This is a genomic window from Nonomuraea aridisoli, assembly GCF_003236395.1.
Lineage (GTDB): Bacteria > Actinomycetota > Actinomycetes > Streptosporangiales > Streptosporangiaceae > Nonomuraea > Nonomuraea aridisoli.
The window spans coordinates 1-21,003 of the sequence record NZ_POUD01000105.1 but is presented as its reverse complement, the minus strand read 5'-3'; the positions used below and the strand labels follow the sequence as shown (position 1 = coordinate 21,003).

Sequence of the window (21,003 nt, the reverse complement as noted above, 5' to 3'; positions counted from 1 at the left end):
CCCGGCGTGGCTCAGGAGCGGGTCTCCATGTAGTCGGCCCAGTTCTGCTGGACCGCCTCGTTGTACTGCTTCGGGGTGATCTCGCCGGAGAGCAGGCGCTGCGCCTCAGAGCCCTGGAACGTGAGCATCGTCGGCGTGGGCCAGTCCTCCCAGGTGAACAGCCCGTTCTCCGAGGTCAGCCGCTGGTACTCGGTGACCATCTGCTTGAGCAGCGGGTCGTCGATCTGCGCGTTGACGCCCTCCTTGGTCGCGGAGGGGCGGCCGGCCGCGATCTGGGCCTTGACGGCTTCGTCGCTCGCGGTCACGTAGTCGACGAACGCCGCGGCGCAGTCGGGGTACTTGGTCTTGGCGGAGATGCTGAACGGCAGGCTGTAGCCGCCGACGGCCGCGTGCTTGCCGCTCTCCCCGGCCGGGAAGAGCATGAAACCGGCGTCGTCGCCGAGGGACTTGCGCACGTCGCCGAGGGCCCACGTGCCGGTGACGAAGAAGGCGGCCTCGCCACGGCCGAAGCGGTTGGTGGCGTCGGTGAAGCTCGTCGCCAGCGCGTCGGAGTTGAAGTAGCCCTTCTGCATCCAGGCGCGGAAGTCGGTGGAGGCCTTCAGGTGGCCCTCGTCGTCGTAGGTGCTGCCCTCGCGGTTGAGCGCCCAGTTGTTGATCTGCTCGGGGGCGACGTACCAGCCGTTGAGCAGCGACAAGTTGTGCAGCGCCGGCCACTTCTCGGAGTCGCCGAGCATGACGGGCGTGACGCCGGCCTCCTTGGCCTTGTCGAGCGCGCCGAGGAACGCCTCCTTGGAGTCGAGGGAGGAGACGTCGTCGATGCCGATCTTCTTCAGGACGGCCTCGTTGTAGAAGACGCCGACGTACTGGATGGCCGGGGGCACCGCGACGAGGCTGCCCTCACCGAGGACCTTGCCGTCGGTGGTGAACTTGTTGACCGTCAGCGCCGACTCGTGGAACTTGTCGTTCCAGCCGAACGCCTTGGCGTAGGCGTCCAGGTTCAGCAGCAGCCCCGCCTTCCACAGGGCGCCGTTGATCGCCCAGCCGCTGTTGCCCTGCATGACGTCGGGCGGGTTGTTGCCCGACATCACCAGCTTGATGGTGTTGGCGGACGACGCCCAGTCCTTGATCTGCAGGTCGACGGTGACGTTCGGGTTGGCCTGCTGGAAGGACTCGACCTGCTTCTTGAACTCGTTGGCGATGGTCTCGCCGGCCTCGGACATGCCGACGGTGAGCTTGATGTCGCCGTACTTGTCGCAGGACGTGCCCACGGCGGTCGGGGCCGCGGCGGGCTGCCCGCTCGACGACGTGCCCGCACAACCCGTGGCGCCGACGGTCACGGCCGCGGCCAGGGCGGTGAGGGCTCTTGCGGAGCGATGGTGTCGGAGCATGCGTTCCTCCTGGAAGGTGAGCCATGGAGCTTCCGCGGCTGGGGGTGCGGAGAGATCTCTATGGACTGGTGACCCTCGCGCCCTCTGGTCGAGGTCTCATCCACAAGGTCGGGCGACGACGAGGCCGGGCTGACTCGGCCTCCTCGCTGCCTCGCGGCAGCAAGTGTTGCGTCATACGAACTGTGTTGCACTCAAGGGACGTTGGTTGCTGCCAGACGTTATGAGGGCGTCAACGGCGTGTCAACCCCCCTTACGTGCATGTTTCTCGGCGATCTCCCGTGTGATCCGATGGGGACGCGGCTGAGCGATCTGTTGCATGTGGATAACGGCGTTGCGGAAACCGCAACACTTCCTGGATGCTGGGCACGACCCGAACCCGACCGGAGGAAGGTGCCCAGTGGGAGCAACCCCGGCCACGGCGACCATGCGGGCGGCCGTGGCCACCTCGATCCCGAGCGAACGGCTCGAGCTCGCCGACGTCGCCCGTCCGACGCCCGAGGCCGATGACGACGTCGTGCTGCGCGTGCACGCCTGCGGCATCTGCGGCACCGACCTGCACGTGCTCGCGGGGGAGTCGTACCGCCCCGAGACGCCGTTCGTGCTCGGTCACGAGCCCGTCGGCGTCGTCGTCGACGCCGGGGCGGGGGCGCGCGCCTGGCTGGACCGCCGGGCCACCATCACCCTGTTCACCGGCGAGGGCTCGTGCGAGGCGTGCCGGGCCGGCGACGAGCGGCTGTGCCCCGGCCTCGTCTCGATCACGGGCGTGCTCGGCGAGTGGGGAGGCTACGCCGAGTACCTGCGCGTCAAGGCGCACCATCTCGTCGAGGTGCCGGAGTCCCTGTCGTGGGCCGACGCCGCGTCGCTGGTCGACGGCGGGGCGACCGCCGCCAACAGCGTCCGGGTCGCCCTGACCCGCGAGCCGCGCCGCGTGCTGGTGCTCGGCGGCGGCCCCATCGGCCACCTGTGCGCCGAGCTGCTGCGCGTGCACGGCGTCGCCGTCCAGGTGGTCGAGCCGAACCCGCTGCGCCGCGAGGTGCTGCGGGACATCGGCCACGACGTCGTGACCTCCGCCGAGGACGCCGGCGCGCCCGTCGACGCCGTCATCGACTGCACCGGCGTGCCCTCGGTGCTCGCCCCGGGCCTGCAGGCCCTCGGCCCGCACGGCACGTACGTGCTGGCCGGCTACGCCCGCGTGCCCGACGTCGACTTCGCCGTCGTCTCGCGCAAGGAGGCCGACATCCGGGGGATCCGGTCCGGCCGCCGCGAAGACCTGGAGTCGATCATCGCGCTCGCCGCGGATCAGCGGATCCGCCTGCCCGAGACCGTCGCGTGGCGGCTGTCCGGCGTGAACGACGCGCTCACCGCGCTGCGCGCCCGGCAGGTGCCCGGCAAGGCGGTCATCGTCCCCGACAGCGTTTGGAAGGATGGAGCATGAAGATCGCACTGGACCCGGCGATGATGCAGGGGAGGCCGGTCGTGGAGGCCGTCCGCGCCACCGCCGACGCCGGTTACCGGCATCTGGAGATGGGCAACCGCGACGACTTCATCCCGGCGTTCAAGCCGATGCACGCCTCGCCGGCCGAGCTGCGCGGCTTCCGCGACGCCGCCGCGACGGCCGGGGTCGAGATCGCCTCCGTCGCCGTCATCCAGGCGTGGTCCAGCCCTGACGAGGACGTGAGAAAGCAGGCGGTCGAGTGGTGGAAGGACGGCATCGCCGCCGCCGTCGAGCTCGGCTGCCGCCGGATCAACACCGAGCTGTCCGGCCACCCCGAGCAGCCCGACGCGTGCCGGGCCGCCTTCCTGCGCTCGTTCGAGGAGCTGCTGCCCGTCCTCGAACGCGAGGACGTCGAGCTGATCGTCGAGCCGCACCCGTGGGACTTCATCGAGACCACGGTCGCCGCCGTCGACCTGGTCAAGGAGGCGGGCAGCGCCCGGCTGCGCTACCTGCACTGCGTGCCCCACACCTACTACCTCGGGGGCGGCATCACCGAGCAGGTGGAGTACGCCCGCGGGTTCGACCACGTCCACCTCGCCGACGCCTTCCGTCCCGAGCGGACGATCGTCAACCCGCCCACCGTCACCTGCCGCGTCCACCAGCACTTCGACCTGGGGCGCGGCGAGATCGACTGGGCGGAGGTCCGGCAGGCCTTGGAGAGCGTCGGTTTCGACGGTATTCTGACCGTCCAGATCTTCGGATGGGATGACCAGGCCGAGCAGTCGTTCAAGTCGAATCTCTCCGCCGTGGAGCGGCTCTTCGGCCTGAGCGGTTGACCAGGCCGCTTGCCATGGTGACGAAGCAGAACCTCGAGCCGCACACTCTGCCTGACGGCGAGGGGCGTGCCGCCTCCCCGATCCAGCGCGCGCTGCGCGCCATCGAGCTGCTCGCGGTCGAGCCGCTCACCGCCGCCGAACTCGCCCGCGAGCTCGACGTCAACCGCAGCACCGCGCTGCGGCTGCTGAGTGAGCTGGTGGGCACCGGCTACGTGGCGCGCAGCCCGGCGACCAAGCGGTACGCGACCGTCCCGGCCAAGTTCTACGGCCTCATCCAGGCGCCGGAGGCCGACTGGAGCCAGATCATCGACCCCGTGCTCGCCTCGATCCGCGACGAGTGCGGCGACGCGACCATCCTCGCCGTGCCCGCCAAGGACACGATGGTCTATCTGGCGTTCTTCCCGACCCGGCACATGGTGGCGGTCTCCGAGCAGCTCGGCACGATCCGGCCGATGCACTGCTCGGCGCTCGGGAAGGCGTACCTGTCGGCCCTCGACGACGACGCCCTCGACGCGCAGCTCGCCCGGCTGTCGTACGTCGGCGGCACCGAGCACGCCGCCAAGGGGCCGATCGAGCTGCGGCGCCGGGTGGAGGAGGCGCGCGAGGTCGGCTACGCCGTCGATCGGGACGAGACCTTCGAGGGCGTCCGGTGCGTGGCCGTGCCGGCCCGCATCCGGGGCACGCTGATCGGCGCGGCCGGCATCTCGGGGCCGGCGAGCCGGCTGCCCGACTCCCGCGTCGATGAGCTCGGCCGCTACCTGATCAGCTGCATGTCGGGGCTGTGACCCGGGGTCAGCGGCCCGGCACCAGCCGCCGCGTCAGGTCGGCGAGCCGCCGGCGGTAGTCGGGGTCGTACGCCTCCTCGGCCGCCCGCGCCTCCTCGCCGCCCTCGAAGTAGCGGCCCGTGACGCCGGCCGTCTCGGGGGCGTCCACCAGGCGCCGGGTGGCCGCGACGCCCTGCTCCAGGGTGTCGACGACCTCCATGCCGGACCGCGCCGACATGGCCGTCGGCATGTACGTCGCCGGGTGCACGGCGTTCACCGTGATCCCGCTGTCCCGCAGCTCTTCGGCCAGGTCCAGGGTGTGGCCGATGAGCGCGAGCTTGGACCGGCAGTACGCGGCGACGTCGGTGTAGCCGCGTTCGAGCTGCGGGTCGGCGAAGTCGATCGGCTGCTGGCCGATCGAGGCGACGTTGACGATCCGGGAGGGGGCGGCGCGGCGCAGCAGTGGCAGCAGTTCCCGGGTCAGCAGTACCGGCGCGAGGTAGTTGACCGCCAGGCGCAGCTCGTGGCCGTCGGCGGAGACCTCCCGGGTGGTGCCCTCGACGTGGAAGCCGATGCCGGCGTTGTTGACCAGGACGTCCAGGCGGTCGTGCGTCGTGGCGACGCGCTCGGCCAGGCGGCGGACCTCGGCGAGGGAGGACAGGTCCGCCCGGATCGGCTCCCCGCCGGTGACCTCGGCCACCTCGGCCAGCCGCCGCTCGTCGCGGCCGTGGAGCAGGAGCCGGTGCCGCCCGTCGGCGGCGAGGTCCTCCGCCAGAGCCCGGCCGAGCCCGTCGGAGGCGCCGGTGATGAGGATCAATGCCATGATGTTCAGCTTTCTGGTGAAATTTCAGGAAGAGGCCGTACGTCGGCCATGCCGGCCAGAGCGATGACCCCGACCAGCACGAGGGCCCCGCCGCCGAGCACGAAGCACGCGGTGAAGCGGCTCTCGGGGGGCAGGCCGGAGATCGGGGCGGTGAGCAGCGCCGCGGACAGGGCGCCGGCGAGCGCGCTGCCCACCGAGCGGGCGACGGAGTTGACGCCGTTGGCGACACCGGTCCGGTCCCGCGGGACGGCCGCGAGCAGGACGGCGGGAAGCGCGGCGAAGCCGAAGCTGACCGCGACGCCGACGAGCGCCCCGGCCGCCACGACCCCAGCCACCGACCCGTGCGCGAACGCCAGCGCGGCGAACCCGGCCGCGCCGCAGGCCGCGCCCGCCGCCAGCGTCCGGCGCGGCCCCATGATGCGCACCAGGATCCCGGCCACCTGGGCCGCGCCCAGCGACACCACCGCCGACGGCATGAGGAAGACCAGCGACGTCTCCAGCACCGAGGCGCCGAACCCGTACCCGTGCGGCCCGGCCGGCAGCCGGGCGAGGGCCGAGACGCCCAGGAACTGCGAGAACATCGCGAAGCCCAGCAGCACCCCCGCCAGGTTGGCGTACACCACCGGCCGCTGGACGAACATCCGCATGTCCACCAGCGGGTCGTGCGCCCGCCGTTCGACGAGCGCCCAGAGCGCGGCCAGCGCCGCCGCCGCGGCGAGGCAGCCCAGCGTCGCCGCCGACGCCCAGCCCCACCGGGCTCCCTGCGAGAGGGGCAGCAGGAGCAGGACGAGCAGCGCGGCGAGGGCGATCGCCCCCGGCCAGTCCGTACGGCCGCCCGCCCCCGGCCGCGACCGGGGGACGACGGCGGCCACCGCGACCAGCGTGAGCGCGGACACCCCGGCCGACAACCAGAACACCTGGCGGTGGTCGGGGGTGTCGCCGCGCGTGAGCAGCGCCGCCCCGGCCAGGGCGAGCCCGTTGCCGAAGGCCAGCGTCCCGCTGAGCGCCCCCATCGCGCCGGGGAGCCGTTCGCGTGGCAGCTCGGCGCGCAGGACGGACTGCGCGAGCGGGAAGACGGCGGTGGACGCCCCCTGCAGCGCCCGTGCGGCGATCAGCCAGGGGAGCGAGTCGGTCATGGCGGCCAGCACGGACCCCGCCAGGGTGACCCCCAGCACGCCGACGAGCGTCGCCTTCGCGCCGTGCTGGTCGCCGAGGCGGCCGAGCAGGGGCGTGCAGACGGCGGCGGACAGCAGCGTGGCCGTGGTCAGCCAGCTCGCGCCGGACGCCGTGGCGTGCAGATTTCGCTGCATGAGGCCGAGGATCGGCACGACGAGCGTCTGCATCATCGACACGACCATGGCCCCGAGCCCGAGCACGGGGACGAGCAGCCGGTTCAGCCGAGCGCCTTGAGCAGCTCGGCGGCCAGCGCGGCCGAGGAGGCCGGGTTCTGGCCGGTGTGCAGGTTGCGGTCGACCACCACGTGCGGCGCCCACGGCTCGCCCGCGGAGTAGCGCACGCCCAGGGCGGTGAGCCGATCCTCCAGGATCCACGCCGCCCTCGGGGCGAGCCCCGTCTGCTCCTCCTCCGCCCTGCTGAACCCGGTCACCCGGTAACCGGCGAACGGCGAAGAGCCGTCCGGCCCCCGCGTGGCGAGCAGCGCGGCCAGGCCGTGGCAGACGAGGCCCACCGGCTTGCCCGCCTCCAGCGCCGCGACGAGGACGCGCGCGGAGTCGGCGTCGCCCGACAGGTCCTCCATCGGGCCGTGCCCGCCGGGGTAGAACACCGCGTCGTGATCGGCCGGCTCGACGCCGTCCAGCGGGACGGGGCCGCGCAGCGCGGCGGCCGACTCTACCGCGGCGGCCATCGCCCGGGCGCCGTCCTCGCCGCCGTTGACCTCGGGGGACAGGCTCACCTGGTCCACCGCGGGCGCCGCACCGCCGGGCGTGGCGACGACCACCTCGTGCCCGGCCGCCACGAACGCCTGGTACGGAGCCGCGAACTCCTCCGCCCAGAACCCCGTCGGATGCTTCGTCCCGTCGGCCAGCGTCCAGTGGCGGGACGCGGTCATCACAAAAAGAATCTTCGCCATCAGTCGTGTGCTTTCCTCAGTCCTCGCCGCGCGCACGGCGCGGCGGGTCACCTGTTGATGAGGGGGGATGCGTGCGATCGTAGGCCGCCTGCACATAGGCAGACCAATAGCATCGGCACTATGAGCCATAGCGCTTCCGATACCTCGCCGCTCGACCTGATGCACCTCCGGACGTTCCTCGCCGTCTACCGCGCCGGCTCCTTCACCGCGGCGGGCGCGCTGCTGGGGTTGTCACAGCCCACCGTCACGAGCCAGATCCGGGCGCTGGAGTCCCAGCTCGACCGCCAGCTGTTCGAACGGCTGCCGCGCGGCGTGGCCGCCACGTCGGTGGCCGACGCGCTGGCCACCCGCGTCGCCGGGCCCCTCGACGAGCTCGCCGCGGTCGCCGAACGGGACCGTTCGGACGACGAGCTCCCCGAGCCGGTGCACCTCGCGGGTCCCGCGGAGGTGCTGGCCACCAAGGCCCTGCCCGCGCTGGCGCCGCTGGTCGAGCAGGGGCTGCGGCTGCGCGTGACCGCCGGTCTGGCCGACGACCTGCTCGACGGCCTGCGAGCCGGACGGTTCGACCTGGTGCTGTCCGCGATCCGGCCGCGCGGGCGCTCGGTGGTCGCCGTGCCGATGATGGACGAGGAGTTCGTCCTGGTGGCCGCGCCCGCGTGGGCCGCCCGGATCGGCCCGCTGACCTGCGACGACCCCGGCCCCCTGCGGGACGCCCCGCTGATCGCGTACGCCGAGGACCTGCCCATCGTCCGCCGGTACTGGCGTCACGTCTTCCGCACCCGGCTGACGCGGGCGCCCGCCGTGGTCGTGCCCGACCTGCGCGGCGTGACGGCCGCCGTCGCCGCCGGAGCCGGCATCAGCGTGCTGCCCCGCTACCTATGCGCCGGCGAGCTGCGCAGCGGCGCCCTGGTGACGCTGCTCGACCCGGAGGACCCGCCGATCAACACCGGCTTCCTCGCCCACCGCGCCGGCGCCCCGGCCCGCCGCCCCGTCACCCTCGTCCGCGACCTCCTGCTGACCGCCGCCCGCTCCTGGTGACGCTCGCGCCCAGCGCCCTCGCCGCACCCGGCACGATCTTCACCGAGCGGGGGCTCCAGCCGCATCCGGTGCCGCGTGCCCTGGAGACGGCGGAGGTGCCGTCCGTGATCGAGGAGTTCGCCCGAGCGGCGCGCGCGGCCGTCGAGGCCGGGCTGGACGGCGTGGAGCTGCACGCCGCCGGCGGCTACCTGCCCCACCAGTTCCTCGACCCCTCCTCCAACCGGCGCACCGACGCCTACGGAGGATCAGCCGCCGCCCGCGCCCGGTTCGTCGTCGAGGCGGCCGAGGCCATGGCCGCCGCCATCGGCGGCGAAAGGGTCGGCATCCGCGTCTCACCGGCGGCGAACCTGCACGGGGCGGTCGAGGACGACCCGGCGGAGACCGCCGCCACGTACCGGGCGCTCCTCGACGGCATCGCGCCGCTGGGCCTGGCCTGCCTGCACACCATCGGCGACCCCGCCGGCCCGCTGCTCGCAGGGCCGCGTGCGCGCTTCGGCGGCCCCGTCATCGTCAACGACGGCTGGCACGCCATGACCGACGAGCCGACCGCCCGCCGCCGCGTGGCGAGCGGCCAGGCCGACCTCGTCTCCGCCGGCCGCGCGTTCATCGCCAACCCAGACCTGGTGCGCCGCCGGCGGGAGCACGCGCCGATCGCCGAGCCCGATCCCGCCACCTTCTACGGCGGCGGCGCCCGCGGGTACAACGGTCACTCCGCCAGGCCGGAGTGACCGTTGAGGGCCGGGGCGCCGCCGGGCTCAGACGACCGCGGTGTTGACCTCCGGGAAGTGGCAGGCGGCCGGGTGACCGTCGCCGCGGTCGACCAGCGCCGGCTCCTCCGTGGCGCAGATCTCCTGCGCCTTCCAGCAGCGGGTGCGGAACCGGCAGCCGCTCGGCGGGTCCAGCGGCGTCGGCACCTCGCCGGTGAGGATGATGCGCCGCCGGCGGCGTTCCTCACGCGGGTTCGCGGTCGGCGCCGCGGACAGCAGCGCCTGGGTGTACGGGTGGACGGGCCGGTCGTACACGTCGTCGCGGGAGCCCGTCTCCACGATCTTGCCCAGGTACATCACCGCGACCCGGTCCGAGATGTGCCGCACCACCGACAGGTCGTGCGAGATGAAGATGTACGACAGCCCGAACGTGTCCTGCAGGTCCTCCAGCAGGTTGACCACCCCCGCCTGCACCGAGACGTCCAGCGCCGAGACCGGCTCGTCCAGCACGAGCAGCTTGGGCTCCAGCGCCAGCGCGCGGGCGATCCCGACACGCTGCCGCTGGCCGCCGGAGAACTCGTGCGGGTACCGGTTGCCGTGCTCGGGGTTGAGCCCGACGAGCTCCAGCAGCTCGGCCACTCGCTTCATGCCGCCGTCCTTCCATCTGCCGTGCACCTTCAGCGGCTCGGCGATGATGTCGTTGACGGGCAGCTTCGGGTTGAGCGAGGCGTACGGGTCCTGGAAGACGATCTGCATGTCCCGCCGTACGGCGCGCAGCCGCCGCGGCGCCATCGTGGTCAGCTCGTCACCCTCGAACACCACGGAGCCCGACGTGGGCCGGTGCAGCTGGAGGATGGCCCGGCCGGTCGTGGACTTGCCGCAACCCGACTCGCCCACCACGCCGAGCGTCTCGCCCGGGTCGACGTGCATGGACACCCCGCTGACCGCCTGGATGCTGCCGACGACCTTGCGCAGCAGGCCGGACCCGCGGACGGGGAAGTTCATCACCAGGTCCTTGACCTCCAGCAGGTGCTCCTGCGCGGTCATCAGACGGCCTCGCTCTCGGTACGGAACAGTGCGGTGGGATCGGGCGCCGCGGCGACGTCGCGCCAGTGGTGACAGGCGGCCAGGTGACCGCCCTCACCGGCCTCCGCCAGGCCGGGCTCCTCGGCCGTGCAGGTGCCGTCGGCCAGCGGGCAGCGCGGCGAGAACGGGCAGCCGGGCGGCAGGTTGATCAGCGACGGGGGAGCGCCGCCGATCGGGCGCAGCCGCCCGCCCGAGGTCTCCAGCGACGGCATCGAGCCGAGCAGCCCCGCCGTGTACGGCATGCGCGGCCGGTAGAAGACCGTGTCGGTGTCGCCGATCTCCACCGGCTTGCCGGCGTACATCACCAGCACCCGGTGCGCGGTGCCCGCGACCACGCCGAGGTCGTGCGTGATCAGCACGATCGCGGCGTTGACGGCGTCCTTGACCTCCAGGAGTTTCTCCAGGATCTGCGCCTGCACGGTCACGTCGAGCGCGGTGGTCGGCTCGTCGGCGATGATGACGTCCGGGCTGTTGATCACCGCCATGGCGATCATCGCGCGCTGCCGCATGCCGCCGGAGAACTCGTGCGGGTAACTGCGCAGCCGCGCCTCGGCCTGCGGGATGCCGACCAGGTCGAGCATCTCCTTGGCCCGGGCCAGCGCCTGCCTGCGCGGCACCAGGCCGTGCGCCAGCACCGCCTCGGCGAGCTGGTCGCCGATCGTGTGCACGGGGTTCAGCGCCGTCATCGGGTCCTGGAAGATCATGCCGATCTTGCCGCCGCGCAGCGCCCGCCGTCTGCGGGCCGGCAGCTTCAGCACGTCCTCACCGCGGTAGAGGATCCTGCCCCGGACGCGGGCGCCGCGGGGGAGCAGCCCCATGACGGCGAGCGAGGAGACCGACTTGCCGGAGCCCGACTCGCCGACGATGCCGAGCACCTCGCGCTCGTGCAACGCGTACGACACCCCGCGCACCGCGTGGACGACGCCGTCGTCGGTCGGGAACTCGACGGTCAGGTCCTCCACGCGGAGGATCTCGTTGGGGGAATTCCGCATCAGGCACGCACCCGGGTCTGTCGTGGGTCGAAGGCGTCGCGCAGGCCGTCGCCGATGAAGTTGATGGACAGCGCGATCGCGATGATGAAGACGCCCGGCCACCAGAACAACCACGGCCGCGTGGTCATGGCGCTGCGGTAGGTGTCGATCAGCTGGCCGAGGGAGACGTCGGGCGGCTGCACGCCCACGCCGAGGAACGACAGCGCCGACTCCAGCAGCACCGCGTTGGCCACGGCGAGGGTGGCGCTGACGATGATGACGCCGATCGTGTTCGGCAGAACGTGCCGGAAGATGATCCGGCCGGCGGAGGTGCCCACCGCCCGCGCCGCCTCCACGAACTCCTTCTCGCGCAGCGACAGGAACTCGCCGCGCACCAGCCGGCCCAGCGTCGGCCAGGTGACCAGGCCGATGCAGACGGCCAGGATCACGATGCCGGAGTCGCCGAACGTGCGCCCGACGATGGCGGCGATGATGAGGATCGGGATGGTGATCATGACGTCGGTCAGCCGCATGATGACCGACTCCGTCCACTTCCTGAAATATCCGGCGAACGCGCCGGCGAGCGTCCCGACGGTCGTGGCCACGATCGCGACGATGAACGCCACGATGATCGACTGCTGGGCGCCGCGCATGGTCAGCGCGAAGTAGTCGATGCCGATGTTGTCCTGCCCGAACGGGTGCTCGCCGAAGCGGATGCCCTCGCCGCCGAGGAACTCCGGCACCAGGCTGAGCGTCGGCCGCCCCTGGTTCACCAGCGATCCGGTCGTGAGGTACGACTTGTCCCACCAGCCGGGGATGGGGCCGATCCCGATGGAGGTGAACGCCAGCAGCACGACGCCGCCGAAGACCAGCATGCCGACGAGCGCCGCGCGGTGCCGGAAGAACCGCCGGCGGACCATCTGGCCCTGGGTGCGTGCGACGACGGTCATGCCCTGCGCGGCCCCTGAGGCCGGGGCGCTGATCGTCATGGGTGGTTCTCCTTCACCGCGTCGTCTGGAGGAAACCGGGTCCTTCAGCTTCGGGGTCGGGAGGAACCGGCACCCCGCAAGGGGCTGCCCCAGGAAGCCGGGACAGCCCAGAAGGCGAAACGTTCATGACATTCCTCGCTTGCTGATCTTGTTGCGCTGGTAGTGTCCGAACATGCGTTCGGCGTTCAAGATGCGGGCGTATCCGACTCCGCAGCAGGAGGCGGTCCTGAACCGCACGTTCGGCTGTGTGCGCCTGGTGTGGAACAAGGTCCTGGCCTGGCGTCAGGCCCGCTACCGCACCGAAGGAGTCACGACCTCGTACGCCGAGAGCGACCGGTATCTGACCGCGCTGAAGCATGACCCGGATCTGGCGTTCCTGTCCGAGGTGTCGAGCGTGGCGCTCCAGCAGACGGTCAGACATCAGTACGCGGCTATGACGGTGTCGCGGGATCCGTGCGGACGCTGGTACGTTTCGCTGGCCGTCGAGGTCGCGGATCCCGAGCAGGCTCCACCGGCCGGTAGGGCGGTCGGTGTGGATCTCGGCGTCACAGACTTCGCGGTCACCTCCGACGGCGAGAAGATCGCCAATGCCCGCCACCTGGTCAGGCGGGAACGCCGCCTGGCCCGCTACCAGCGGCGCATGGCCCGCAGGCAGCCGGGGTCGAACAACCGGCGCAAGGCCAGGGCGAAGGTCGCCCGCGCCCACCGCAAGGTCGCCGCCTCGCGCGCGGACTTCCTGCACAAGACCAGCACCCGCTTGGTCCGTGACCACGACGTGATCGTGATCGAGGACCTGAACGTCACGGGCATGGTCCGCAATCGGCGGCTCGCCAAAGCGATCTCCGACGCGAGCTGGGGCACGTTCCGCTCGATGCTGGAGTACAAGGCGGTCAGGTACGGTCGCCGCCTGATCGTGATCGACCGCTGGTGTCCCAGTTCCAAGACGTGCTCGGCGTGCGGGCATCTGCTCGCCGTACTGCCCCTCGGCACCCGGACGTGGCGCTGCCCGTCCTGCCGCGCCCTGCACGACAGGGACGTCAACGCGGCCAAGAACATCCTGGCGGCAGGTCTTGCCGTGCCCGCCTGTGGAGATGACGTCAGACAATCCGGATCTTCCGGGGTGCGGTCGTCGATGAAGCAGGAACCCCGGCCCGTGAGGGCTGGGATCCCTGTCCTTCTGGCGGGGAGTAGTCAAGACAGCCTGATCCGCGGGTCGAGATAGGCGTAGACGATGTCGGCGAGCATGTTGAAGACGACGATCGCCGTCCCCGAGACGATGAAGAACGCCATGACGGGGGCGGGGTCCACCTGCTGGAGCCCCTCGATGAAGAGGTTGCCCATGCCCTGCCAGCCGAAGACGTTCTCGGTCACGATGGCGCCGCCGATCACGGAGGCGAAGTCGACGGCCATCAGCGTGGTGATCGGGATCATGCCGTTGCGGAAGGCGTGCTTGGTGATCACCGTGCGTTCCGGCAGGCCCTTGGCCCGGGCGGTGCGCACGTAGTCGAGGTTCATCACCTCGAGCATGCTGGAGCGGCTGTAGCGGGTGTAGGTGGCCAGCGAGATGAGGATCAGCGCCATGGTCGGCAGCAGCAGGTGGCCGGCCGCGTCCAGGTTGGTCTCCCAGAAGTCGCCGGTGAAGTTCGGCGTTCGCGAGCCGATCGTGGAGATCGGGCGGCCGCGGACCCGGTCGCTGTAGGCGGCGAACGCCTGCAGCATGCGGTCGAGGAAGATCAGGCCGCCGGTGACCAGGCCGGTCGCCACGGCTCCGGTGATGGCCTGGTGGCGGAGCAGGCCGCCGAGCCCGTAGCCGAGGGCGGCGCAGACGGCCACCGTCACGAGGGCGAGGCCGAACATCTCCGTCCAGCTGGGGTCGGCCAGCACCGGATCGAGGATCTCCGACAACAGTACGCCGAGCCCCGCGGCGGCCAGCGCCGCGTACAGCGGGCCTCGGTACTGCAGGCCGGAGATCAGCACGGTCAGCCCGATCGCCGTGCCGCCCGCGAGCACCGCCAGGCCGACGACGCCGATGCCCGGGTCGGCGAACCAGCGGGTCGCCGACAGCAGGGTGAGCGTCACGACGGTGACGGCGGCCCCCGCGCCGAACGCGGCGAGCTTGGTGCGCCGGTCGCCGATCGCGATCGCGGCCCAGATCAGCCCGGCGGCCAGCGCCAGCACGCCGATGACCAGCGGCGGGATGACGGGGTCGCGCAGCCAGTCGTTGAACTCGATGGCGATGTACTGCTTGAGCATGACTGCGACCCAGAACAGCGGCAGCGAGAAGCAGACGAAGGCGGCCAGGGTGACGCCGTAGTCGAAGGCGCTGTACTGCCGCAGTGCCGAGATGATGCCCACGATCACGCCGATGACGACGGCCAGCACGGTGGCGGCCACGACGAGCTGGAGCGTCGCCGACAGCGCGTCGCGGAGCAGGACGGCCACGTCCTGGCCGTCGCGGTTGACGCCGAGGCTGCCGCGGAACAGGTCACCGAGCCAGCTCAGGTATCTGAGCCAGACGGGGCTGTCGAGGTTCATCCGTTCGATGCGGTCGGCCATGCGGCGTTCCCGGTCGGGACCGGGAAGCTCTCTGAGGTCGGCCAGTGGGTCGCCGGCGATCGACGTCAGCCCGAAGATGACCATGGTGGCGGCCAGCAGGACGAAGAAGGAGGTGACCAGTCTTCGGGCGATGAAGGCGATCACTCAGTACTCCCTAGGTTCATGGCGAAGGAGTCCTTTGCACATGGGCCGAGGAGCGGTGGCTCCCCGGCCCATTGCTGATGGTTCGAGTTATCGGACGGCTATGGCGCCAGGGTCCACTTGTCCATGTTCCAGGTCACCGACGACTGGGCGGGGTTGGGCACGATGTTCTGCAGCTGCTCGTCCCAGGCCAGCAGGCTCGGGTGGGCGAACAGCGGGATCGTGGCCAGGTCGTCCCAGAGGATCTTCTCGATCTGGGCGATGATCGGCGCGTGCTTGGTCTTGTCGACCTCGGCGTTGAGCTGCTTGATGAGCTCGTCGACCTCCTTGTTGGAGTAGCAGCCGTTGTTGTTCTCCTTGCCCTGCTCGGTGCACTCCTTGGCCGTGGTGAAGGTGGAGGCCCACCCGGAGACCTCGGCCGAGCCGGTCCAGGCGTACAGCGCCACGTCGTAGGCGTTGGTGTAGAGCGGGCCGCCGGACTCGAAGAACTTCTCGTCACCGGCGTCGATGATCTTGAAGCCGGCCTGGCCGCAGGAGTCGGCGATCAGCTGCGTCTCCTGGGTGCGGCGCGGATTGGGCTCGTTGTGGCCGAGCCGGACCTCCATGCCGACCTTGCCGGCCTCCTCGAGCAGCGCCTTGGCGCCCGCGATGTCCGGCTGGGCGTACTTCTCGTGGCCGCTGCCGTTGGCGATGGTGTTGTAGTCGGCCTCGAACGGGTACGCGTTGCGGACCTGCAGCACCTGCGCCTCGGGCGCGAGGGGCTTGATCAGGTTGTCCACGATGAGCTGCCGGGGCACGCACTTGGCGAACGCCTCGCGCAGCCTCTTGTCCTTGAAGTCGCTGGAGTCGAAGTTGAAGTCCAGGTGCTCGTAGGTGTACTGGTCACCGGTGTGCACCGTGACGCCCTGCATGCCTTCGAGCTGGGCGAGGAGGTCGGGGTTGGGCTGCGGCTCGATGAGGTTGACCTCGCGGTTCTGCAGGGCCTGGGCCTGCTCCTCCTGCGAGATGACGCGCATGACGATGGTCGGCGTCGCGGCCGGGGTGCCCCACCACTTGTCGTTGGCGGTGAGCGTCAGCGACTGGCCGGGCGCCATAGCGGAGATCTTGTACGGTCCCGAGGCCGGGAAGAGCGACATGTCGGAGATGCCGCCGTCGATGACCCAGCCCTCGTTGTAGAACTCGGCGACCTTCGCCAGCTTGTCGGCGTCCTCGGCCTTGACCGCGGCGATGAAGTCGGCCTCGCTCATGCCGGCGGCCTTGTAGGCCACGTGCGCGGGCAGCACGTCCGCGGCGCCGGGCCCGTTGCTGTCCCAGTCGGCGAACGGCTCGGAGTACTCGAAGGCGAACTTCTTGTCGCCCGCGTTGCACTCGGGCGCCTTGACCAGCTCGACGCCGGTGGTGCCGTCGACCTGGAAGCCCTTGATCTTGCCCGACTTGGCGGCCCAGAACAGCAGGGCGTCGTCGCAGTCGATCGGCGTGCCGTCGGACCAGACCGCCTTGGCGTTGAACTCGTACTCGACGGTCAGCGGCGAGTCGGAGGTCTTCGTGTAGGTGCCGAAGTCCTTGTCCGGCGTGATGGCGCCGTTCTCGCCGTAGTACCAGAAGCCGAGCAGCACCCGCTGCATGGCCGTGCTGTTGACGAGGTTGTTCACCGTGATGCTGTTGTAGGAGTTGAACTCCTGCTCGCCGGCGTAGGTGATCGTCTGCGCCGTCGTGGCGCCAGGAGAGGCGGAGCCCGAGGGTTCGCTCGCCCCGCCGCCGTCCTGTGCGCAGGCTGACAGCAGAAGTGCGCCTCCTGTCACCGCCGCGACTAATCTCCCAAGTCTCCGCCTATGGGACACGACAGGTCTCCTTTGTCCGAACTAGCGTCGGCGCTGCTAGTTAGTGCGAAATATGATCATTGATCAATGTTTCGATTAAATAGCCTGATCTGCGATGTTACGGAGTTGGTATCGACGGCTGTCCGATCCGTAATGCCGAATTCCGGAAAGATCCACCTGATCCGTGGTCCCTATGGACAGGACCAGGGGTTCTGTGTCATGGTTTGCGGCAGTCATGGGATGGCCGAAAACCCCCGGGCGTGCCGCTGCGCGACCGTCCTCGATGGGGCTTTTCGCAGTTCCGGTAGGGATTCTTTCCCCTGTGGAACGCGCCATGTGCCCATAAGATCGCTTATTTATGGTTGCACGCTATTCACGGGCCTCTTTTGTACGGTTCGAAACCGCTGTGTCACCTGCCCGCAACACCCGTGCAGCAGGCGATCCGGGCCCGCGGGACGCCTGACCGAGTCGCCGTGCGACCGTCGGCCGGTGTGTCACCGCCGTCGCGCGACAGTCCGGAAGGGGAGTCGTTCGTACGGGTTCCGTTCCTGGGGCGGTTCCGACGCCGGGGTGTGACTCATGACGCTCCTTACCCGTGAAGTCGGGAACGGTCAGCGAAAGGCTATGGGTCCCCAGGCGTCCCATCAAGAGCGGAATTGACCTCCGGTCCTCTCTAGATGCGGGAGTAAAGGCGTCCATGGGGCGTACCTGATGCGAAAAGCGTGCCGCCGAGGCCGGGGCCGCCCGGTGGCCGTCCGTGTCGCCCGCCGTACTTCCCGGATTTCGCAGGCAAGTGATGACTTCCGTACGGATTCCGCAGGATTGGTACGGGATATCCGTGGAGAACACGCGGCAGGCCGGCCACCCCGAGGCTGGCGAGCTAACTCACTAGTCCGTACATTAGAGGCACGTCGCGCACCGCCGAAAGGAAGATCACTGATGGCCTCGTTCCTGGTCGGGCTGATCGGCGCGGGCATCGGCCCCTCACTGAGCCCGCCGCTGCACGAGCAGGAGGCCGCGCACCACGGGCTCGCCTACGTCTACCGGCTGCTCGAGACCGACCGGCTCGGCCTCGACGTGGGCGACCTCGTCCGCACCGCCCGCCGCTTCGGCTACGACGGGCTGAACATCACCCACCCGTGCAAGCAGAGCGTCATCCCGCACCTGGACGACCTGTCGCCGGACGCCCGCATGCTCGGCGCGGTCAACACCGTGGTCTTCGAGGGGGAGCGGGCGGTCGGCCACAACACGGACTGGACGGGGTTCGCCGAGTCGTTCGCCCGCGGCCTGCCGGACGCGCCCACCCGCCGCGTCGTGCAGCTCGGCGCGGGCGGCGCCGGGGCGGCGGTGGCGCACGCGCTGCTGACGCTCGGCGCCGATCGTGTCACCGTGGTGGACGCCGTCCCCGAGCGGGCCGAGGCCCTGGCCGGCGAGCTGTGCGGGCGGTTCGGCGACGGGCGGGCGCGCCCGGCGGCGGCGGCGGAGCTGCCGGAGCTGCTGGCGCGGGCCGACGGGCTGGCGCACGCGACGCCGACGGGGATGGCGCACCATCCGGGCCTGCCGCTGCCGGCCCGGCTGCTGCGCCCGGACCTGTGGGTGGCCGACATCGTCTACCGGCCGCTGGAGACCGAGCTGCTCCGGCAGGCGCGCGCCATGGGCTGCCGCACCCTCGACGGCGGCGGCATGGTCGTCTTCCAGGCCGCGCACGCCTTCCGCCTGTTCACCGGACGCGAGCCCGACCCCGAGCGGATGCTCGCCCACCTGACCGACCTGGTCGCCGTCTGAAGGAGGAACCGGTGCGTAAGTCCATCGCCACCGTCTCGGTGAGCGGCACGCTGACGGAGAAGCTGGAGGCGATCGCCGCCGCCGGGTTCGACGGCGTGGAGATCTTCGAGAACGACCTGCTGGTCTGCCCGCTGCCGCCCGAGGAGATCCGGGCCCGCGCCGCCGACCTGGGCCTGACCATCGACCTCTACCAGCCGTTCCGCGACTTCGAGGCGATGCCCGCCGAGCTGCTGGAGCGCAACCTGCGCCGGGCCGAGCGCAAGTTCGAGGTCATGGAGCGCCTCGGGGCGGACCTGCTGCTGGTCTGCTCGAACGTCTCCCCGTACGCGATCGGCGACGACGACCTGGCCGCCGAGCACCTGCGCCTGCTGGCCGAACGGGCCGCCGCGCACGGCGTGCGCATCGCCTACGAGGCGCTGGCGTGGGGGCGGCACGTCAACGAGTACCTGCACGCCTGGCGGATCGTCCGCCAAGCGGACCACCCCGCCCTGGGGGTGTGCCTGGACAGCTTCCACATCCTGTCGCGCGGCTCCGACCCGATCGGCATCGAGGCCGTCCCCGGAGAGAAGATCTTCTTCCTGCAGCTGGCCGACGCGCCCCGGCTGGCGATGGACGTGCTGCAGTGGAGCCGCCACTACCGCTGCTTCCCCGGCCAGGGGAGTTTCGACGTCGCCGGGCTGGTCCGGCACGTGCTCGACGCCGGGTACGACGGCCCGCTGTCACTGGAGGTGTTCAACGACCACTTCCGCCAGGCCGACACCGCGCGCACGGCCCGCGACGGCATGCGTTCGCTGATCGCGCTGGAGGACACCCTGCGCGGGTTCGCCCACCCCGTCGTGCCGACCGGGTTCGCCTTCGCCGAGCTGGCCGACGCCGGGCCGCTGCGCGACCTGCTGTCCGGGCTCGGCTTCGCCCCCACGGGGTCGCACCCGACCAAGCCCGTCGAGCTGTGGGAGCAGGGCGGGGCGCGGCTGCTGCTCAACGCCACCGGCGCCGAGCCGGCGCTGATCGCGATCGGGCTCGACAGCCCCGACCCGGCGGGCGCGGTCAAGCGGGCGGAGACGCTGCTGTCACCCGTGCTGCCTCGTGAACGGGCGCCGCAGGAGGCCCGACTGGACGCCGTCGCCGCGCCCGACGGCACCGAGATCTTCTTCTGCGACACCGCCTGGCTGTCGGACTTCTCCCCGGAGCGGCGGGTGCCGGGGGAGATCACCGGCGTCGACCACGTGGCGCTCACCCAGCCGTGGCACCAGTTCGACGAGGCGGCGCTGTTCTACCGCAGTGTGCTCGGCCTGCGCTCCCAGGGCAGCCTGGAGGTGCCGGACCCGTACGGGATGTTGCGCAGCAAGGCCATGGCCGCGCCGGGCGGCGAGGTGCGGATGGTGATCAACATCGCCGAGGTCGGCGCGGGCGACCTGCCGCGCCAGCACGTGGCGCTGGCCTGCGACGATCTGCTGACGGTGGCCCGCCGGCTGCGCCGCGACCATCCGGAGCTGCTGCTGCCCATCCCCGGCAACTACTACGACGACCTGGAGGCCCGCCACGACGTCGATCCCGAGCTGCGGGAGCTCGGCGTGCTGTACGACCGCGACGAGAGCGGCGGCGAGTTCTGGCACCTGTACACCGTCACCGTCGGCCGCGTCTTCGTCGAGCTCGTCCAGCGCAAGGGCGGTTACGACGGCTACGGCGCCGCCAACGCCCCCATCCGCCTCGCCGTCCAGCACGTGCCGCCGGGGGCGGGTCAGGCCACCGCGTCGCCGGCCGGGAGGTGACGACCGAGCAGCCGGTAGCGGTGCAGCCGCCGGTCGAGCAGCTCGGCGCGGGGGGCGTGCAGCAGGGCGGCGAGCTCGCGTTCGACCTCGCGCCCGGCACGCACGCAGAACGCCTTCGGCTCGGCGGCGGCGTCCGGGTGCTCGGGGACGATCCGGTCGGCGATGCCGGCGGCGAGCAGGTCGGCCGAACGCACCCCCTGCGCCTGCGCCACCTGCGCGGCGTGCTCGACGTCCCGGTGCACGATCGCGCTGGCCCCCTCCGGCGGCAGCGGCGACAACCATCCGTGCTGGGCGACGAGCACCCGGTCGCACGGGACGAGCGCCAGCGCGCCGCCCCCGCTGCCCTGGCCGAGCAGCAGGGAGAGCGTCGGCGTCTCCAGGGTGACCAGTTCGGCCAGGCAGCGGGCGATCTCGCCGGCCAGCCCGCCCTTCTCCGCCTCCGCCGACAGGGCCGCGCCGGGGGTGTCGACGACGGTGACGAGCGGCAGCCCCAGCTCGCGGGCCAGCCGCATGCCGCGCCGGGCCGCGCGCAGCGCCGCCGGCCCCAGCGGCCCGGTGTCCGTCTGGTTGCGGCGGTCCTGGCCGAGCAGCACGCAGGACACGCCGCCGAAGCGGGCCAGCGCCAGCAGCAGCGCCGGGTCGGCCTCCCCGGCGCCGGTGCCGTTCAGCCGTACGACGTCGGAGGCGGCGTGACGCAGCAGCTGCCGCACGCCGGGCCGGTCGGGCCGCCGTGAGAGGGTGATCGACTCCCAGGCGGGAACGTCCCGCGGCCGCTCCTGCGGCGGCGCGGCGGCCGGCTGGGC

General features: G+C 71.4%; 18 protein-coding genes. 8 read left to right on the top strand and 10 right to left on the bottom strand.

Annotation, left to right across the window (positions count from 1 at the left end; genetic code table 11):
- Window positions 1-11: 11 nt before the first annotated feature.
- Window positions 12-1,388, bottom strand: coding sequence for an ABC transporter substrate-binding protein (locus C1J01_RS24090; protein ID WP_111181248.1), 1,377 nt, complete (start codon window positions 1,386-1,388; stop codon window positions 12-14).
- A 397-nt stretch (window positions 1,389-1,785) separates the two neighbouring features.
- On the opposite strand from C1J01_RS24090, the gene C1J01_RS24085 reads away from it, so the two are divergent.
- The 3 genes from C1J01_RS24085 to C1J01_RS24075 are packed head-to-tail and all read left to right on the top strand — an operon-like array spanning window position 1,786 to window position 4,444.
- The gene (locus tag C1J01_RS24085) at window positions 1,786-2,823 is read left to right on the top strand and encodes an alcohol dehydrogenase catalytic domain-containing protein (RefSeq protein ID WP_181448934.1); all 1,038 of its coding nucleotides are present in this window, start codon (window positions 1,786-1,788) and stop codon (window positions 2,821-2,823) included.
- Window positions 2,820-3,659, top strand: a complete 840-nt coding sequence (locus tag C1J01_RS24080) for a sugar phosphate isomerase/epimerase family protein (protein ID WP_111181246.1) — start codon at window positions 2,820-2,822, stop codon at window positions 3,657-3,659. Before C1J01_RS24085 ends, C1J01_RS24080 begins: the two co-directional genes overlap by 4 nt.
- Window positions 3,660-3,673: 14 nt before the next feature.
- Entirely contained in the window at window positions 3,674-4,444 is a 771-nt protein-coding gene (locus C1J01_RS24075) for an IclR family transcriptional regulator (RefSeq protein WP_111181245.1), read from the top strand.
- 7 nt (window positions 4,445-4,451) lie between these two features.
- Here C1J01_RS24075 and C1J01_RS24070 read toward each other — a convergent pair whose 3' ends face one another.
- The 3 genes from C1J01_RS24070 to C1J01_RS24060 are packed head-to-tail and all read right to left on the bottom strand — an operon-like array spanning window position 4,452 to window position 7,335.
- On the bottom strand, window positions 4,452-5,246 hold the full coding sequence (locus tag C1J01_RS24070) for an SDR family NAD(P)-dependent oxidoreductase (protein WP_111181244.1): 795 nt from the start codon (window positions 5,244-5,246) through the stop codon (window positions 4,452-4,454).
- Window positions 5,247-5,251: 5 nt separating this feature from the next.
- Window positions 5,252-6,622: an MFS transporter gene (locus C1J01_RS24065; protein ID WP_220040069.1), complete on the bottom strand. Its 1,371-nt coding sequence runs from the start codon at window positions 6,620-6,622 to the stop codon at window positions 5,252-5,254.
- A gap of 17 nt (window positions 6,623-6,639) precedes the next feature.
- Complete coding sequence (locus C1J01_RS24060; RefSeq protein WP_111181243.1) at window positions 6,640-7,335, bottom strand: type 1 glutamine amidotransferase domain-containing protein; 696 nt, start codon at window positions 7,333-7,335, stop codon at window positions 6,640-6,642.
- A 120-nt stretch (window positions 7,336-7,455) separates the two neighbouring features.
- Here C1J01_RS24060 and C1J01_RS24055 point away from each other — a divergent pair, with 120 nt between their 5' ends.
- Window positions 7,456-8,373, top strand: coding sequence for a LysR family transcriptional regulator (locus C1J01_RS24055; protein ID WP_111181242.1), 918 nt, complete (start codon window positions 7,456-7,458; stop codon window positions 8,371-8,373).
- Window positions 8,370-9,101: an oxidoreductase gene (locus tag C1J01_RS24050; RefSeq protein ID WP_181448933.1), complete on the top strand. Its 732-nt coding sequence runs from the start codon at window positions 8,370-8,372 to the stop codon at window positions 9,099-9,101. The genes C1J01_RS24055 and C1J01_RS24050 overlap by 4 nt, the downstream gene beginning before the upstream one ends.
- Before the next feature lie 27 nt (window positions 9,102-9,128).
- Here the strand turns inward: C1J01_RS24050 and C1J01_RS53500 are convergent, their stop codons facing one another.
- The 3 genes from C1J01_RS53500 to C1J01_RS24035 are packed head-to-tail and all read right to left on the bottom strand — an operon-like array spanning window position 9,129 to window position 12,126.
- The gene (locus C1J01_RS53500) at window positions 9,129-10,127 is read right to left on the bottom strand and encodes an ABC transporter ATP-binding protein (RefSeq protein ID WP_111181240.1); all 999 of its coding nucleotides are present in this window, start codon (window positions 10,125-10,127) and stop codon (window positions 9,129-9,131) included.
- Complete coding sequence (locus tag C1J01_RS53495) at window positions 10,127-11,158, bottom strand: ABC transporter ATP-binding protein (RefSeq protein ID WP_111181239.1); 1,032 nt, start codon at window positions 11,156-11,158, stop codon at window positions 10,127-10,129. The genes C1J01_RS53500 and C1J01_RS53495 overlap by 1 nt, the downstream gene beginning before the upstream one ends.
- The gene (locus C1J01_RS24035; protein ID WP_111181238.1) at window positions 11,158-12,126 is read right to left on the bottom strand and encodes an ABC transporter permease; all 969 of its coding nucleotides are present in this window, start codon (window positions 12,124-12,126) and stop codon (window positions 11,158-11,160) included. Before C1J01_RS24035 ends, C1J01_RS53495 begins: the two co-directional genes overlap by 1 nt.
- A gap of 172 nt (window positions 12,127-12,298) precedes the next feature.
- On the opposite strand from C1J01_RS24035, the gene C1J01_RS24030 reads away from it, so the two are divergent.
- Window positions 12,299-13,348, top strand: coding sequence for an RNA-guided endonuclease InsQ/TnpB family protein (locus tag C1J01_RS24030; protein WP_111181237.1), 1,050 nt, complete (start codon window positions 12,299-12,301; stop codon window positions 13,346-13,348).
- Here the strand turns inward: C1J01_RS24030 and C1J01_RS24025 are convergent.
- Window positions 13,318-14,826, bottom strand: a complete 1,509-nt coding sequence (locus tag C1J01_RS24025) for an ABC transporter permease (RefSeq protein ID WP_111181236.1) — start codon at window positions 14,824-14,826, stop codon at window positions 13,318-13,320. The two genes, C1J01_RS24030 and C1J01_RS24025, sit on opposite strands and share 31 nt — an antisense overlap.
- A 98-nt stretch (window positions 14,827-14,924) precedes the next feature.
- A complete protein-coding gene (locus C1J01_RS24020; RefSeq protein ID WP_235854628.1) occupies window positions 14,925-16,625 on the bottom strand; it encodes an ABC transporter family substrate-binding protein in 1,701 nt (566 codons plus the stop codon).
- Between the two features lie 957 nt (window positions 16,626-17,582).
- On the opposite strand from C1J01_RS24020, the gene C1J01_RS24015 reads away from it, so the two are divergent.
- Window positions 17,583-18,428, top strand: coding sequence for a shikimate dehydrogenase (locus tag C1J01_RS24015; protein ID WP_111181234.1), 846 nt, complete (start codon window positions 17,583-17,585; stop codon window positions 18,426-18,428).
- Window positions 18,429-18,439: 11 nt separating this feature from the next.
- Window positions 18,440-20,200: a bifunctional sugar phosphate isomerase/epimerase/4-hydroxyphenylpyruvate dioxygenase family protein gene (locus tag C1J01_RS24010; protein ID WP_111181233.1), complete on the top strand. Its 1,761-nt coding sequence runs from the start codon at window positions 18,440-18,442 to the stop codon at window positions 20,198-20,200.
- Here C1J01_RS24010 and C1J01_RS24005 read toward each other — a convergent pair.
- On the bottom strand, window positions 20,170-21,003 hold an 834-nt coding region (locus C1J01_RS24005; RefSeq protein WP_328589664.1), incomplete at its 5' end, for a carboxyl transferase domain-containing protein. The genes C1J01_RS24010 and C1J01_RS24005 overlap by 31 nt on opposite strands.